Source organism: Stenotrophomonas sp. YJH_SMC_94-11, assembly GCF_059370435.1.
On the sequence record NZ_JCAFTR010000002.1, the window covers coordinates 524,742 to 539,927 of the forward strand.

Genomic DNA, 15,186 nt, shown 5'->3' on the forward strand with positions numbered 1-15,186 from the left:
GTACCCACAGGCGCGACAAGGCTTAGAATGTCCGGCTGCATCCCCCCGTTCGACCCCTGGAGTACCCCCATGACTGTTGCGCAGTTCTACCCGATCGGCACCCCCGGACAGCCCTGGGGCGACGCGGAACGCGCACAGTGGCGGGCCCGCCAGCAGCGCCAGCGCAGCTACCACGATGACGTGGTGGCCGCCCTTGAGCGCCTGGACGACAGCGTTTTCGACGTGATCCAGTACGGCCAGCTGGACTATGCACCGGACCATTACCCGCTGTTCGCCGTGGTCAACCACGACTGGAACCCGGCGCTGCCGACCGCGCTGATCACCGGCGGCGTGCATGGCTACGAAACCAGCGGCGTGCACGGCGCCCTGCAGTTCCTGGAACAGCAGGCCGAGCGTTACCTGGGCCGGCTGAACCTGATCGTCGCGCCATGCGTCAGCCCGTGGGGCTACGAGCGCATCCAGCGCTGGAACCCGGATGCGATCGATCCGAACCGTAGCTTCCGTGACGGCGGCCAGATCAAGGAAGCCGCCGCACTGATGGCCTGGGTGGGCGAGCGCAAGGCGAACCTGCTGGTGCACCTGGACCTGCACGAGACCACCGACAGCGACCTGAACGAGTTCGATCCGGCGCGCTGCGCGCGCGACGGCAAGCCGTTCGAGCGCGACACGATTCCCGATGGCTTCTATGTGATCGGCAACAGCGAAGATCCGCAGGCCGAGTTCCAGAAGGCCCTGATTGCCGCAGTGGCGCCCATCACCCACATCGCCCCGGCCGATGCCGACGGCAACCTGGTCGGCCTGCCGCTGCAGTCGCCGGGCGTGGTCTGGGGCGAGTCGCGTTCGATCGGCGCCTGCGCCGGCTTCACCGACGCACGCTTTGCCAGCACCACCGAGGTCTACCCGGACAGCCCGCGCACCAACCCGCAGGAATGCAACGACGCCCAGGTGGCGGCGGTGTGTGCGGGCCTGGATTTCGCCCTGGCGGCGCAGTAGCGCGCCACGTTGCGGGCGGTGACCGGCATCAGCCGGTGCCGCTTCTTCGCCGGCGTGGCGGCCACAGCCGGCGAACCCGACGGGCGGCATCCGGCAAACACATCCAGATTACGCTGGTACACCGTGCTGCTGACCCCGAACAGGCCCAGCAGCGAGTGGAAGATGTTGTCGTGGCTGTGCGCCCGGTGCAGCGCATTCCCACGCAGGCAGGCCATGTCCAGGCCCGCGTTGCGGCTGAACTCCGTTGAGAGCCACATCACCATCGGCACCTGGGTCTGTTCGCGCGGGGCGATGAAGTAGGGCGTGCCATGCAGGTACATGCCGCGTTCGCCGAGCGACTCGCCGTGGTCGGACACATAGATCAGCGCAACGTCGCGCCGGTCCGAGTAGCCTTGCAGCAGGTCGATGGTCTCCGCCAGTACCCGGTCGGTATGCACCAGGGTGTTGTCATAGGTGTTGACCAGCGCCTCGTTGCTGCAATGCTGGATCTGGTTGCTGTCGCAGGTCGGGCTGAAGGCCCGCGAGGCAGCCGGATAGCGCTCGAAGTAGGTCGGGCCGTGGCTGCCCAGCTGATGCAGTACGACCAGGCCGTCGCCGTTGATCGCGTCGATGCGTGTGCCAAGCTGGTGCAGCAGCACGTCGTCGTAGCAGGTGCTGTCGGTGTTGACGCACTGGCCCGCCACCTTCAGCGCAGGCATGTCCTCGGTCGGCACGCGCTCGCACACGCCCTTGCAGCCGCCATTGTTGTTGTTGCGCCAGAGCACGCTGACGCCGGTACGCTGCAGGATGTCGAGCATGTTCTCCTCGGTCGCCGCGCGAACGTCGTCGTATTGCTGGCGGGTCATCTGCGAGAACATGCACGGCACCGAGATGGCCGTTGCGGTTCCGCACGAGGAGACATCACTGAAGCTGATGACGCCTTCCGTGCGTGAGAGCCGGGGATTGGTTGCGCGTGGGTAGCCGTTGAGCTGGAAGTTCTGTGCCCGCGCGGTCTCGCCGACGACCATGACCACCAGCTTCGGGCGTGGGCCCGGAACGCGCCGCGCGTCCGTGCCGATCGGGCGCAACGGTTGCTGGCGGGTGCTGTAGAGGCTTTTCAGGTAACCGTGGGTATGGCGCATCACGTTCAACGGCAGCACCTGGTCGCGGATGTAGCGGTTATTTCGCAGCAGTGAGGAGTAGTCCTTGTAGAACGCAAAGCCGATCACCAGCAGCATTACCAGTGACGCCAGGACGTTGGCCGGCCACACCAGCAGCGACCGTATCGAACCCGCTCCGCTGGCGGTGCGCACCAGGGCAAGCCCTGCAGCGGGCAGCACGCCCAGCGCCAGCAGGGTCAACAGCAGCGGCAGCGAGAGATAAGCGTTCAGTTCGGCCTGGTTGGTCTCGAACACGTTCTGCACCATGCTGCGGTCGATCAGCACGTTGTAGTGCAGCATGAAGTAGCTGCAGCCGGCGCTGACGACAACCAGCAGCACCAGCAGCGGCTTGCGCACGAAGGGTAGCGCCAGCAGTGGCGTCAGCATCAGATTGAACAGGCAGAACAGCAGCAGCGGCAGGGTGGCCAGGAACAGGATGCTGCGCACACCGTTGAGATCGATCAGTTCCCACAGCGACTTCCAGAGGGCGATGTTTCCAATCGTGGTGAAGAAAAACGCTGCGGCCCAGACCAGGATGATCGGATGGGGCCGTGGAAAACGGAGGCATTGACGCACGAGCAGGGTCCGCGGAACAGGAGTGCGCGCAGTATCGAAACGGCCTTATCAGGAAGTTGTCAGGATTGCCGGCCTAGCCCAGCAGGATCACGCCCCACACCGCGCCGACCATCAACAACGCGGTGGTCTGTGCGGCGCTGCCCATGTCCTTGGCGTTCTTCGACAGCGGGTGCTGCTCCAGCGAGATGCGATCAACCACGGCCTCGATTGCCGAGTTGAGCAGTTCCACCAGCAGGCTGATGAAGCAGACCGCCAGCACCAACGCGCGCTCGGTTGTACTGATGTCCAGCACGAACGCCGCAGTGATCAACAGCGCGTGCAGCAGCAGCAGCTGGCGAAAGGCGGCCTCGCCGCGGAAGGTCGCGATGAAGCCATCGCGCGAATGGACCAGGGTGTGCAAGATGCGGCTCAGGCCGGTCTTGCCGTGCGGATACTTGCCGCTGTGCTTGGGGTGCTGCATGCCGTTCTCGAGGTTGGGACAACCCCGAGCATGTGCACGCCACTGTCAGGAATACGTCAGATGCGGGCCGCAGGCCAGTGCAGGGCGAACCGGCAGCCGCGCTCCGAGGACTGTACCGTCATTGTCCAGCCAAGGTGTTCGACGATGCGCTGCACGATGGACAGTCCCAATCCTTCGCCGCTGTGCGGTACCCCGGGCACGAATCGTTGGAACTGCTGCGGGTCGATGCTGGAGGGCAGGCCGGGGCCGGTGTCTGCGATGATCAGTGCGGTGGTGTCCAGGGTGATCCGGACCTTGCCCTGTTCGGTGTATTGGCAGGCGTTGCGCGTCAGGTTCCAGATCACGCTGTGTACCAGGTCCGGACTGGTGTGCATCGTTACCTCGCGACCGGGATCAACGGTGATGCCGACCGGCTTGCCGGCCAGCCAGGGCTGGCAGCGCTCCACGCAGGACTCGATCAACGGACGCAAAGCCACCTCGCTGCGCGGGACTGAGCCGGGGGAACGTGAGAGCAACAGCAGGCAGGACAACTGGCGCTGCATCTCCTGGGTGGTACGCAGGATGCGCTCCGCGCTGGGAACCAGATGGCTGTCAGGAGGAAGCTGGCAGGCAAGGGTTTCCGCAGCGCCGCCGATGATGGCCAGCGGCGTACGCAGCTCATGGCTGGCATCGCCGCTGAAGCACTGCTCCCGGTGCAGGAAACGCTCCAGTTCATCACTGTGCCGGGCAAAGGCACGGGCCAGAACACCGATCTCGTCGCGTGCGTCCTGGCAGGGAAAGGGCTTTCGCCCGCTCTGCACGGCATCGGCCAACTGCGTGATGGGCGCGATGACGTGCGACGCCACCTTGCGACCGATCAGGAAGGCGCCGAGCACGCAGATCGAAATGACCAGCGCTGCAAAGGCGTTGATCAGGTATTCCAGATAGCCATAAGGCGCCGCGTCCTGCAGCAGGTAGTAGCGCTGTCCGCCACTGTCGAACACGCGCAGGTGCCACTCGTTGGGTGCTGCTTCGCCGTGGTAGCCCAGGCCATACTGGCGCAGCACCACAGGTACGTTCCGGGCATCGTACAGTGCGCTGCCGGAGGGCAGGGCGGGGCGTTGGCCACGAGCCAGCTCGTCCTGCAGGCGGCGTACTTGGCTGTCCTGGGTGCGTCCAACGACGGCGGCCCGTACCTGGTCGTAGTCCACCTGTTCGGCCAGAACGATGAAGCCCATGGCGCCGGCCATCAGCAGCACGAACGAAATCGTGATGCGGGTGCGCAGGGTCAGGCGCCGGTAGAGAGCGGCGGGGGTCACGCCGGCATGCGCCAGCCGACGCTGTGCACCGTGGCGATCAGCGTGGTGTCGAAACTGCGGTCCACCTGCAGGCGCAGCTCATGGATGTGGGTACGCAGCGCGCCGCCGTCCGGTGGCTCGTCGCCCCAGACCAGGTATTCCATCTCCTGCTTGCGGACCACGGCGGGTGCCGCGCGTACCAGGCACAACAGGAGCTTGTGCGAGGTGGGCGTCAGCGCGATGCAGCGTCCCTGCCGCCAGGCCTGCGGCGACCGCGTATCGACCTGCAGGTCCTTCCACGCCAGTACGCTGTCGACCTGGCGGCCCTGGGCGCGTCGCACCAGGGCCTTGATCCGCGCATCCAGCTCCTTCAGCGAGAAGGGCTTGACCAGATAGTCATCCGCGCCCAGCGCCAGGCCCTGCACGCGGTCTTCGACCGGATCGCGCGCCGTCAGCATCAGGATCGGCACCGGATTCTGGAACTCCTGGCGCAGCTTCCGGCACAGCGCCATCCCGTCCAGGCGTGGCAGCATCAGGTCCAGCAGGATGGCATCGTAGTCGTTCTGCGTGGCCCGACGCAGGCCACTGGCGCCGTCACGGGCGTCGTCCAGCACATAGCCGAGCGGCTCAAAGAAGGCGTACAGGTTGGCAACCAGTTCGGGGTTGTCTTCGATGATCAGCAGGCGGGTCATTGCGAGCGTCCTTGCACGTGGCCGAACTCTGCCCGATCCCTTGCCGGATGCCAATGCCCTGGCTGAATGGATCGCAATCCGCGCTCGGCGTCCTCAAGACGTTCAGTTGGCCGGGCTGCGTGAATCGCGGATCGAATAGATCACCGAGAAGATCTTCCAGCCCTGTTCGGTGCGGACCAGCTGCCACATTTCCTTGCCCCAGTTGGTCTTCACCCCATCGTCGTGAAAGCTGTAGTCAAACGCTACCGAGGCCACATCGCCGTCCGTCTCGATCTTCGTGTTGGAGAATGTCTCTTCTTTCAGCTTCGGCGAGGCCACCGCCCCGTCAATCAGCGCGATGAAGTTGTTGGCGGGAATCTGCCGCGCCTTGATCGCATCGGGCTTGGCCTTGCGGATGTCCTGCAGGCGCGCGTCCTCGGAAACGAACTGCCAGCCGATATCTTCCGGCTTGTCAGAGAAGAACAGGCTCATGTAGGTCGGCTTGTCCTTGTTGATCAGCGAGGTGCGGAACGATTCGACCACCTGTTCGATGGCCTTGACGTCGGCAGGGGCGTTCTGCGCGGCTAAGACCGGCAGCCACGCCGGGAGCAGAAGGACGAGGGCGGCGAAGCGTGCACGTGCGTTGGGCATCATGGGGTCCTGGGGAGGAATAGGTGGCGCTGGCGCATCAGCGCGCGTAGGTTCGCCAGAAGAGCACGTGGTCTTCGGTCCTGTTGATGGCGACGAAGACGGATTTTCCGGATTCGGGCGCGCAGCGAAAAACGCGGTACGACGCGCTGAGCGTCCCGTTGCCAGGCCACCAGTATCGATTGAATGCAACAGGATCACTGTTGTTGAATGTGGTCGCCTGGCAATCCGCAGGCAGCTGCAGTGGTATCGCAGCGGGCTTGGTGAAGGCCAGCGCGCTGGTGTTGGAGTCGAGGTCATGGACCTCGCGCAGATCGGTCGCCGCTTGCGGCACCCAGCCGGGAATCCACCCCTTGTTCACCCTGTCGGAGTCAAGCGCCTCCTGCAGGGTGTCGAACGAACTGTCCATCACCATACCGCAGGCGCATAGCGCGCTACAGAACGTCACGACAATGGCGCGCCTGGCCCATGCAACGGGGCTGCTCATCCTCGTCATGCTCTGCGGAAAGCAGCCTACCCACTTCCTAGGGCGGCAAGCGCTTGAGCCGCGCTTCCAGCCCCGGTCGTACAGCCGGTCGCAGGGTTCTGCATGGCGCTGCGCCTTGCGCGCGTACTGCTGCATGAACAGGCCGATCTCCTGCGCGATCCTGTCCTTCCGGCCCTTGCCTGCCATCGACGGGCGTCCCTGTGTCCATCCTGAATCATCGGTCGGCGCACGCTAGCACGGATGACGGGCGCCGCAACAGGCCGGTTTGACGTTGAGGAAGGTCTGCGCGGATGATGCGCGGGCGCGCGGCGCAGGAGGGGATCTGTCAATGAGGACATTGATGTGGGGGCTTGCCGGCCTGTTCCTGGCGTACGTTGCCGGTTGCTCGGCAATCTCGGCGTGGCATTCCCGCGCGCTTGCCTCGGTTCGGCCGGGGGCGGGCAAGGCTGAAGTACTCCAGGCGCTGGGGCAACCTGACGTGGTGGAGCACGCCGGTGCTCCCTTTACCCGCTATGCCAGCCGTGGATGCAGTGGTCGCTGTGCGCAGCGATGGTGGTATGAGAACCGGCTGGGCCTGGATACCGAAGCCTGGTCGGTGGAGCTGGATGCTTCCGATCGCGTGCTCACAACGTCGCGCTTGACGTCACCCTAGAAGACCGCGACGAACGCATGCGCATCCATCGACCTTTCATCTTCATCGCAAGCCTGGCCCTGATGGCGTTGTGCGGGCTGATGGGCGTGCTGGTGCTCATCCATGGCTTCAACGAGCAGGGCCTGCGCTGTGGCAGGCTGTGCTCACTGGAGGTCTCCCTCCGCCTGCTCTTCGGTGATCGGGGATACGAACTGCTGGTGGCGATGGGACTGTTTGCCACAGCGCTGATGTGCGCGTATATCGCACTGCGGGAGGGCATGCATGCCGGGCGGCCGCGAAGGCAGGTACAGCGTCGGGGGCATAAGCGCCGCGATCGTCACAGCCCAGGTCGTGAAGTATCCCTCCGCGCGGCGTTCTGCCGCGCGGAGGGACACCGCACGAGGTGTCAGCGATGCAGCGCGTCGATGATCAGCCCGGTGGCGATCTCCACCAACAGGTACTCGTTATCGGACTGCCGGACCCAGCGCCGGTCGCGGCCCGGCTCGCGCAGGTCATAGCGCGCGTAGTCGTCCACCCAGTAGCGGCGGTCCACTTCGGCCCAAGGCAGGCGGTCGCCACGACGCCAGGCCTTCTTCTGCCAGCCCGGCGGCGGCGCATCGCGGTTGTGCGGGCCACCTGCATGCGGCGGCGGGCCGTTGCCGCGGGCGTGGTGCGGCGGATCGGCGAAGGCGGGGGCCGCGGCCAACGCGGTGGCTGCGCTCAATGCGATGGCAAGCAAACGTGTGGTCTTCATGGGGATGCCTCCGTCATGGCCGCAGCATGCGGCGCTGTGGCGGGAATATAGGGCAGTCAGTGTGAATGAATACGGGTGTGCGCGGCACTTTCCTGAACACACAGCGTGACGTGCAGTCGCCGCCCCGGAACGGATCAACGGGCCCCGTCCGGGGCCGGACCCAATGCGCCCCAGCCGCCGCCCAGTGACAGGAACAGATCCATCTGGCGATCGATCCGGTCCGCGCGCGATGCGGCCAATGCGGACTCCGCATCTGCCAGCGCGGCCTGGGCCGAAAGCACATCGAGAAAATCGATCCTGCCGAAACGGTAGAGCTGCTGCGCCTGTCCCGCGGCCCGCGCTGCGTCCCCACGCGCCTGTGCCAGGCTGCGCTCGCGTTCAAGCGCCTGGGTGCAGGCAGAAAGCGCTGTCTCGGTCTGGCGAAGTGCCTGCAGCACCGCGCCGTCAAAGGAAGCAAGAGCCGTATCTGCATTGGCACCGGCCGCTGCGATGCGGGCCTTGGCCACGCGGCGGTTGGGCCAGTGCCATGACAGCAGCGGCCCGGCGCTCGCCCCGAAACTGTCGGCGGAAAGCAGCTGCCGTCGCATGCCCGCCGTGCCCAGGGACGCGCCCAGGGTGACCCGCGGATAAAGTTCCGCAGTCTCTACGCCGATCATCGCTGTGGCCGCGGCAAGGCTACGCTCCGCGGCACGTATGTCGGGGCGCCGCTGGAGCAGCTGCCAGCCGTCACCGACCGGCAGCGCCTGCTCCAGCTCAGGGGGCTGGGGGCAGGCTTCGGCCTCCCTGGGATAGTCTGCCGGGACCCTGCCCATCAGTGCGGCCAGTTCGAACAGTGCTGCCTGGCGTTCTGCCAGCAGGTGCGGTACCGCCGCCGCGCTCCGGTTGACCGCGGCTCCGGCACGGCTGACATCGAAGTCCGTTCCACGCCCGCCTGCAGCCAGGCGACGGGTTGCCTCCAGCGTGGCGCGCTGTATCGCCAGCACATGCCGGGTCGCAGCGAGGGTGTGATTGCTTGTGCAGATCTGGAGATAGGCACGGGTGACAGCCGCAGCGACGACCACGCGGACCTGGTCCCGTGCCGCAGCGATGGCCTGCGCGTCGGCGTTGGCGGCTTCGATGCCGCGGCGGATGCCGCCTGCAAGATCCAGTGGATAGGAGAGGTGAAGGCCCAGCGCATAGGACTGCGGCGCGGCCGACGCCAGGGTGTAACCACCGGCATGGGTGAGCGTGCCCGATACATCCACGTCGGCCTGCAGGGCACCGCGCGCGCGATACTCCAGCACGGCAGCGCTGGCGCGCCGAAGGTTGGCATCGGCGGCGCGCAGGTCGGTATTGGCCGCCAGTGCATCGCGTACGTAGGCGTCAAGCTGGGGGTCGCCATACAGTTCCCACCACCGATCCGGTGGTGGGTCGTGGCTGAACGATGCCTCTTTGCCCGAGACGAACGCCTGCGCCGCGCGTGTGGAGGCAGCGACGGCATTCGCAGGCAGGTGATAGTCGGGGCCGGAGACGCAGGCCGTCATCGGCAGCAGCAGGGCAAGCAGCCCACCGCGTAGTGTTCGCAGGCTCACTTGCAGGTTCCCTGTGCCGAGGGCGTGATGGTCACACTCGCAGTGCGACCGACGATCAGGCGGGTATCCGGCCGCGCATCGTCAATGCGGATGCGTACCGGGATCCGCTGTGCCAGCCTCACCCAGGTGTAGGTCGGTGCCACCGCCGGCAGCAGGTTGTGGGTGCTTGAGCGCTGATCGTCGGCAATGCCGGCGGCGATGGTATCCACGTGCCCGCGCACGTCGTGGTCGTCGCCCATCAGCCGGGCCACGGCGGCATCGCCCTCGGTGATGCAGGCCAGCTTGGTTTCCTCGAAATAGCCCTCGATGCGCAGGCTGCGGGTGTCGATCAGCGCCAGCGCCTGTGCCCCCGGCTGCAGGTAGTCGCCCGCGTGCAGGTCCAGGTTGGTGACGATGCCATCGGTGGTCGCACGCACCTCGGTGCGTTGCACGTTGAGCTGGGCAACGCGCTGTTCGGCCCGTGCCTGCGCCAGCGCTGCCAGCTCGGTATCGACCTTGGCGGCATTGCGTTCGCGGGTTTCCGAAGCGACCAGGTTGCCCAGTGCGTTGTCCCGCGTCGATTCGCGGCGGGCCAGCGCCAGCGTGGCGCGTGCGCTGCTGGCCGCTGCGTCGGCCTTCTCAAGTGCGGCAGCGAAGCGCGGCTGGTCCAGCACCAGCAGCAGCTGTCCGGCGCTCACCCGCTGGTTGTCGTGCACCAGCACCTGGGTGACCAGCCCCCCCATGTCTGATGCAACGCGCACCACGTCGGCGCGCACCCGTCCATCCCGCGTCCACGGGCGTGTTTCGTAACGCTTCCAGATGGACAGTGCGGCAACGACAGCAATCGCGAATACAACCAGGGTTGCGCTCCAGCGCCCGATGACAGCAAGCGTGTGTTTCATCTCATTTCTCGAACAGGGGCGCGAGCCGGATCATCAGCTCCGCCAGGATCACGAACAGGGACAGGCCCACCAGTGGTCGCGCGGCGAACAAGCGGTACAGGCCGAGACTGGCGAGCAGGCGCGAGGTCAGCATCGACAGCGCCAGCGCGGCGGCGGCCACGGCGAGAAGGCCGGGGATCAGCACGCCATCAATCGAAAGATCAGGAAGCATGAGGTCAGCGCCGGTGGGTGAACAAAGGTACGAGAAGGTCGCGGCGCAACCCGCAGAGCAGGTGCGACAGATGCTCCCGATCAGCCCCGCTGCTGGTCACCACTGCTTCGCGCATTCGGTCCAGCAGTTCCAGAAGATGGGTGTCGATAGGGCGCGGCGGGTGAGCACGAACCCTGAAATGCTCGGCGAGGCGTTCGATCAGCAGTGCTTGAAGCGCCCGGACCTGCGGATTGTCCAGGCAGCTTTCCAGTGCGCGGAGTTGGCTGGATGCACGTGCCGCACGAACATCCGCAAACAATGCCCGCACGTCGTGCGCGGCGCTGGAAAGGCCCTGCAGCCTGGGAGCGAGCAGCCCGATTCGATCCAGCATGCGGCTGAGCCAAGCGCGGGTCACGCCACCTTGTCCGGCGGCGTGTCGTGCGATATCCCGACGGATCGAACGCTCCAGCCGTGCGCGGTTGCGGCCCGCATCGGCGGTCTGGAACAGCTGCATGCTGCACAGTGCCACCGTCGTACCGACGAACAACGCAACGCTGTTGTTGAGTGCGCCGACGATGTTGATCGCATTGGTCGCACCCAGGCCGGCGATGAGCGGGAAGGTCAGCACCACGCCCAGCGCGGCCATGATGAAGGGCGGCCGGGCCAGGAACGATCCGCACAGCAGCAGTACCGGCGCCAGCGCGGCGACCAGGCCGGCGATACCCGACAGCGAAGGAATGATCACCAGGGCGTACACAAGACCGACGGCGACACCGATGGCGGAGCCGACCAGGTAGCGCATGACATGCGGCGCAGGCGCTTCGATCGTGCCGAACAGCACGCACGCCGTGCCGATGATGGACACCGCCGTGGCGCCCTCCGACCAGCCGGTGACGATCCACAGAACGCAGCTCAGCAGGATGCCCACGAACGCGCCCAGCGCGCTGCGCAGGGCAAGCTGATGATCCCGGTGAAGCGCCGCACCACGCGCATGTCGCGCAAGGCGAGCAGGTACATGCAGGCGCCAGTCGGGCCGGGCAGTGTGCAGTTGCGCCTGCAGCACGCGGCAGTCGGCGTGGGCCAGGTCGAGCTCGGCCTGTTGCGTGGCGAGGCTGGCCTGCAGCAGATCGCGCCAGCCGCTTGCATCCATTGTGCCGGCCTGCGGTGAACGCAGCCGAGCGATGGAATCTTCCACCGCGCTGGACAGCATCAGCACGTCCAGCATCCGGTCATGCAGGGCGCGCAGGATCTGCACCTGGGCCACGCCGTGGGCGCTGTCGAAGGGCAGGTGGATCGACAACACGTGCAGATCAAGCAGGTCGGCTGCCACTTTCGAGCGGTCCGTCACCAGCACCGTGTCCGATGCACCGGCGCGCATGTCCCGTGTCCATCGTTCCGCATCATCCAGCACGGCAGCAACCCGTGCGTGCACGCGCGACGAAACCCGGCGCGGCAGCACCAGCCCATGGACCAGCGTTGCGGCCAGGATGCCGATGGCGATTTCCTGCACCCGCGTGATGGCAATGGTGAACACGTCTGCCGGCACCATCACCGCAGGAAACCCGATCAGGCTGGTGGTATAGCCGGCCAGCAGAAACGCATAGGCACGCGGCGTGCGGTCGAGCATTGCCAGATACAGGCAAAGCGACATCCAGGTGGCGAGCGCGGCGCTCAGCACCAGGGGTGCATTGGCGAAGCGTGGCACCAGCGCGACGGTGGCGACGGCCCCGCCCACGGTACCGAGCAGGCGAAACAGGCCGCGGCTCAGTGTCGCCCCGGAAAGGGGCTGCGACACCAGATAGACCGTGCCGATCACCCAGAACGGGCGATTCAGGCCGATCCGCAGAGAGACATACAGCCCCAGCGACGTGGCGAGCAGGCATTTGAGCGAGAACAGCACTGCTTCCTGGTCGGTCCTGAGGGCAGGGCTTTTCAACCGGGCGAATGCCTGGAACACATGGGGACGGAAAGGGGTAGGGGAGGGCATGCGGCTCATGCTAGTGATCGGCCGCCATGGCGAATTTCGCTACAATGACAATCAATCGCTAAAACCGGTCAATGTGAGAATGGCTCGCATTTCGCTCCCCGGCTTTGACCTCGACCCGGACGAGACCGATCGCCCGGCGGTCGCCAGCCGCCTGCAGGTGGCCGAGCACGACGCGGAAATTCCCGTGCATGAGCACCGCAAGGGCCAACTGATTCTTGCGCTGCATGGGGCGGTGACCTGCGAAGTGGCCAACGCGTTGTGGATCGTGCCGCCCCAGTGTGGCGTCTGGATTCCGGGCGGCATGCCCCACAGCAACCGCGCCACCGCCAACGCGCGCCTGTGCTACCTGTTCGTCGAACCCGGCATCGTCGACCTGCCGGCGCAGTGCGTCACGCTGGCGATCTCCTCGATGCTGCGCGAGATGATCCTGCACCTGGCCGACGCGCCGCTGGACTACCCGCATGGCAGCCACACCGACCGGTTGGCGCGGGTGCTGCTGGACGAACTGGTGCAGATGCCGGCCGAGCATCTGTCGCTGCCGGTCAGCCATCACCCGAAGGTGCGGGCGTTGGCGGCGGCGCTGTCGGCGGATCCGGCAGATCGCAGCACCATCAGCCAGTGGGCGGTGCGCCTGGCCCTGGGCGAGCGCACATTGACCCGGCTCATCGAACGGGAAACGGGCTTGTCCTTCGGGCGCTGGCGGCAGCAGCTGCACCTGCTCATCGCCATTCGAGAACTTGCCGCGGGCGCACCGGTACAACGCGTTTCCGAGACGCTGGGCTATGAGTCGGTGACGGCCTTCATCACCATGTTCAAGAAAGCGCTTGGCCTTTCCCCGGCGCGGTACTTCGCGGTGCGCCTGCGCGGGCAGTAGCGGGGAACAAAGGTGGAAGCAGTTGCCTGGAACGGCTACTTCGAGGTGTCGGAGACCGATTGAATCGCGGCCACCACCGCAGCAGGGTCCTCGCGCTGGAGGGTGTGGCCGGTTGCCAGGTAGCGATGCCAGCCGCGCGTGAATCCCGAAAAGAGCAGGGCGTGCTGTGCTTTCCAGAGCGCCTTGCCCGCTGCGGTTTCTTCGAAGAACAGCGGTTCGGCAGCCAGCTGGGTTGCAGTCAGCAGCGCTACCGGCACGTCCGGCATCGTGCGCGGGGTTTCCGCACCGGGTGCATCCAGCTGTTCGGTCAGCACGGCATAGTCGGCGGCCATGGCCGGCGGCAGCATTGCCTGCAGCTGGGCATCGTCTGCCTGCACGCGTGCACTGTCGGCCTGCTTGAACGCATGGCGCTGCCCCATCGTGGCCGGGTCCACCAGCACCAGGCCCTGCAGGCGCTCCGGATGGCGGCGTGCAAACTCCGTGGCCAGCAGGCCGCCATAGGAGTGACCCACCAGCACCACGCGGCGACCGGGTGCGAGCGTATCGATCACGGCCGTGAGATCGGCCAGATGCGCATCGATGCGCTTGGGGTGACCGTCGCTGCCGGACTTGCCGAGTCCTGCACGGGCGTAGGTGATGCTGTGATAGTTGCGCCCCAGACCCGCGACCACCTCCTTCCAGGCGCCCGCGCCCTGGCCGAAACCGGATTCAAAGACCACGGTGATCGGGCCTGACCCCGTTTCTTCGGCCTGCAGTGCGTAAGCGCCTCGATCCACCTGGATTTCCCCTGCGTGCGCGGTGCCCACTGCGGCCATCATCGCGGCCAGCGCCCACAACGTCACTCGGCTGCTCTTCATTGCCGTTCCCCTGGGCCGTGCGCGTGCCAGCCCTTCCGATGGGTCAGGTCTGCAGCGGAGTGCCACAGCCTGCCGACCTCGCGACGGGTCGTGCTGGTAATGTAGTGAGGTATAACACCTACTCCCTGTGCAGGAAGTCATGGTGCATGAGGTCGCTGCGCCTGCGCTGCTGGTTCTTCCGCCCCCCCTATCAACGCGGCTGACCTTGCCGGCATCTGGTGCGTCGGATCTGACGCTGCTTTTGCCCTTTGTCGCCGGCGTTGCAGCAGTTGGAGGAAGGGATGCCGGCAATCTATTAGGTTGCATTGGGTATCGTCTGCGCTATGGTTGGAATTCAAACTGTGTATTGAGCCCTATGAAGCTGACGCGCGGATGGTTTCTTGCACTATCTGTAATGTGGCTGGCCATTTTCACTTTGATGCTGTGGCTTGACCGAATCTGGGATGCGTGTGGCGCGTTGCTAGCTGCGACAGCCTTCTTTCTCGTTGCCTTGAGGAGAAAGCAGCATTTGGCTGGTGGATCACAAGAGTAGCGTGCCTTCTCAGCCCCCTCTTCGAAGAGGGGGCTTGAGAATTTTGACTCCACCGGTAATCGCACCCCGCTGACCACTTCGGCAGGCACCGCCAGCTACACCTATCCCCCAACCAGCCATCGCCTGGCTGCGGTGGATGGCGAGGTGCGCAACCATGACGCAGCGGGGAATACCACCAGCATCGGCAGCAAGACGTTCATCTACAACGATGCGAACCGCATGAACGCGGTGAGGCAGGGTGATGCCGTGCTGGAAAGCTACGGTTACAACCATCGCGGTGAGCGCGTGCTGCGCACCCCGGCCGGTGGCGCGGCGCAGATCACGCTGTACGACGAGGCAGGACAGTGGCTGGGCAACTACTCGGCCACGGGCCAGGCGCAGCAGCAGGCCATCTGGCTGGATAACTACCCGGTGGCGCTGATCAATGTGCCGGCTACCGGCGTGCCGGAGTTGGCCTACGTCCAACCAGATCATCTGGGCACGCCGCGCGTGGTGATCGATCCGGTACGGAATGTCTCGATCTGGGAGTGGAGCAACAAGAGCGAAGTGTTCGGCAACCAGATCCCAAGTGCCGATCCAGATGGCGATGGTGTGGCATTCGAGCTGGCACTGCGCTTCCCAGGCCAGCAGGCGACGGATGCGAGTGGGTTGTTCTACA

The 15,186-nt window shown here is 65.8% G+C and carries 16 protein-coding genes and 1 pseudogene; 5 read left to right on the forward strand and 12 right to left on the reverse strand.

The annotated features are described in order from the left end of the window. Positions 1-69 precede the first annotated feature (69 nt). Positions 70-993: a M14 family metallopeptidase gene (locus AC5P74_RS06685; protein WP_495205044.1), complete on the forward strand. Its 924-nt coding sequence runs from the start codon at positions 70-72 to the stop codon at positions 991-993. On the opposite strand, the gene AC5P74_RS06690 is transcribed toward AC5P74_RS06685, so the two are convergent. The 6 genes from AC5P74_RS06690 to AC5P74_RS06715 all read right to left on the reverse strand — a co-directional run bounded on the left by AC5P74_RS06690 (position 897) and on the right by AC5P74_RS06715 (position 6,437). Further along, entirely contained in the window at positions 897-2,708 is a 1,812-nt protein-coding gene (locus tag AC5P74_RS06690) for a phosphoethanolamine transferase (RefSeq protein ID WP_495205045.1), read from the reverse strand. The two genes, AC5P74_RS06685 and AC5P74_RS06690, sit on opposite strands and share 97 nt — an antisense overlap. A 73-nt stretch (positions 2,709-2,781) precedes the next feature. Then, positions 2,782-3,168, reverse strand: a complete 387-nt coding sequence (locus AC5P74_RS06695; RefSeq protein WP_005416899.1) for a diacylglycerol kinase — start codon at positions 3,166-3,168, stop codon at positions 2,782-2,784. A 56-nt stretch (positions 3,169-3,224) separates the two neighbouring features. Next, the gene (locus AC5P74_RS06700) at positions 3,225-4,466 is read right to left on the reverse strand and encodes a sensor histidine kinase (protein ID WP_053498570.1); all 1,242 of its coding nucleotides are present in this window, start codon (positions 4,464-4,466) and stop codon (positions 3,225-3,227) included. Beyond that, entirely contained in the window at positions 4,463-5,137 is a 675-nt protein-coding gene (locus tag AC5P74_RS06705) for a response regulator transcription factor (protein ID WP_005416896.1), read from the reverse strand. Before AC5P74_RS06705 ends, AC5P74_RS06700 begins: the two co-directional genes overlap by 4 nt. A gap of 102 nt (positions 5,138-5,239) precedes the next feature. After that, complete coding sequence (locus AC5P74_RS06710) at positions 5,240-5,770, reverse strand: nuclear transport factor 2 family protein (protein WP_329842075.1); 531 nt, start codon at positions 5,768-5,770, stop codon at positions 5,240-5,242. Between the two features lie 34 nt (positions 5,771-5,804). After that, positions 5,805-6,437: a YbbD-related protein gene (locus tag AC5P74_RS06715; protein WP_253901986.1), complete on the reverse strand. Its 633-nt coding sequence runs from the start codon at positions 6,435-6,437 to the stop codon at positions 5,805-5,807. Between the two features lie 154 nt (positions 6,438-6,591). On the opposite strand from AC5P74_RS06715, the gene AC5P74_RS06720 reads away from it, so the two are divergent. Further along, positions 6,592-6,903 carry a hypothetical protein gene (locus AC5P74_RS06720; protein ID WP_235642281.1) on the forward strand — a complete coding sequence of 104 codons (312 nt, stop codon included), beginning with the start codon at positions 6,592-6,594 and terminating at the stop codon, positions 6,901-6,903. A 385-nt stretch (positions 6,904-7,288) separates the two neighbouring features. Here AC5P74_RS06720 and AC5P74_RS06725 read toward each other — a convergent pair whose 3' ends face one another. The 5 genes from AC5P74_RS06725 to AC5P74_RS06745 form a co-directional block, all read right to left on the reverse strand. Continuing rightward, entirely contained in the window at positions 7,289-7,636 is a 348-nt protein-coding gene (locus tag AC5P74_RS06725; protein WP_053498578.1) for an RcnB family protein, read from the reverse strand. A gap of 134 nt (positions 7,637-7,770) precedes the next feature. After that, on the reverse strand, positions 7,771-9,207 hold the full coding sequence (locus AC5P74_RS06730; protein ID WP_495205046.1) for an efflux transporter outer membrane subunit: 1,437 nt from the start codon (positions 9,205-9,207) through the stop codon (positions 7,771-7,773). Further along, positions 9,204-10,088, reverse strand: coding sequence for an HlyD family secretion protein (locus AC5P74_RS06735; RefSeq protein WP_053498582.1), 885 nt, complete (start codon positions 10,086-10,088; stop codon positions 9,204-9,206). Before AC5P74_RS06735 ends, AC5P74_RS06730 begins: the two co-directional genes overlap by 4 nt. 1 nt (position 10,089) lies before the next feature. Beyond that, positions 10,090-10,299, reverse strand: a complete 210-nt coding sequence (locus AC5P74_RS06740) for a DUF1656 domain-containing protein (RefSeq protein WP_053498584.1) — start codon at positions 10,297-10,299, stop codon at positions 10,090-10,092. Between the two features lie 4 nt (positions 10,300-10,303). Continuing rightward, positions 10,304-12,274 (reverse strand): FUSC family protein, encoded by a 1,971-nt coding sequence (locus AC5P74_RS06745; protein ID WP_495205047.1) that lies wholly within the window; start codon positions 12,272-12,274, stop codon positions 10,304-10,306. Positions 12,275-12,344: 70 nt separating this feature from the next. Here AC5P74_RS06745 and AC5P74_RS06750 point away from each other — a divergent pair, with 70 nt between their 5' ends. Next, complete coding sequence (locus tag AC5P74_RS06750; protein WP_138952208.1) at positions 12,345-13,139, forward strand: AraC family transcriptional regulator; 795 nt, start codon at positions 12,345-12,347, stop codon at positions 13,137-13,139. A 35-nt stretch (positions 13,140-13,174) separates the two neighbouring features. On the opposite strand, the gene AC5P74_RS06755 is transcribed toward AC5P74_RS06750, so the two are convergent. Next, positions 13,175-13,996, reverse strand: coding sequence for an alpha/beta fold hydrolase (locus tag AC5P74_RS06755; protein ID WP_495205048.1), 822 nt, complete (start codon positions 13,994-13,996; stop codon positions 13,175-13,177). Positions 13,997-14,135: 139 nt separating this feature from the next. Here AC5P74_RS06755 and AC5P74_RS06760 point away from each other — a divergent pair, with 139 nt between their 5' ends. Together AC5P74_RS06760 and AC5P74_RS06765 are read left to right on the forward strand one after the other, a co-directional pair. Next, positions 14,136-14,528, forward strand: a complete 393-nt coding sequence (locus AC5P74_RS06760) for a hypothetical protein (RefSeq protein WP_495222477.1) — start codon at positions 14,136-14,138, stop codon at positions 14,526-14,528. A 42-nt stretch (positions 14,529-14,570) separates the two neighbouring features. Continuing rightward, positions 14,571-15,186 (forward strand): annotated as a pseudogene (locus AC5P74_RS06765) (RHS repeat-associated core domain-containing protein); the annotation flags it as partial.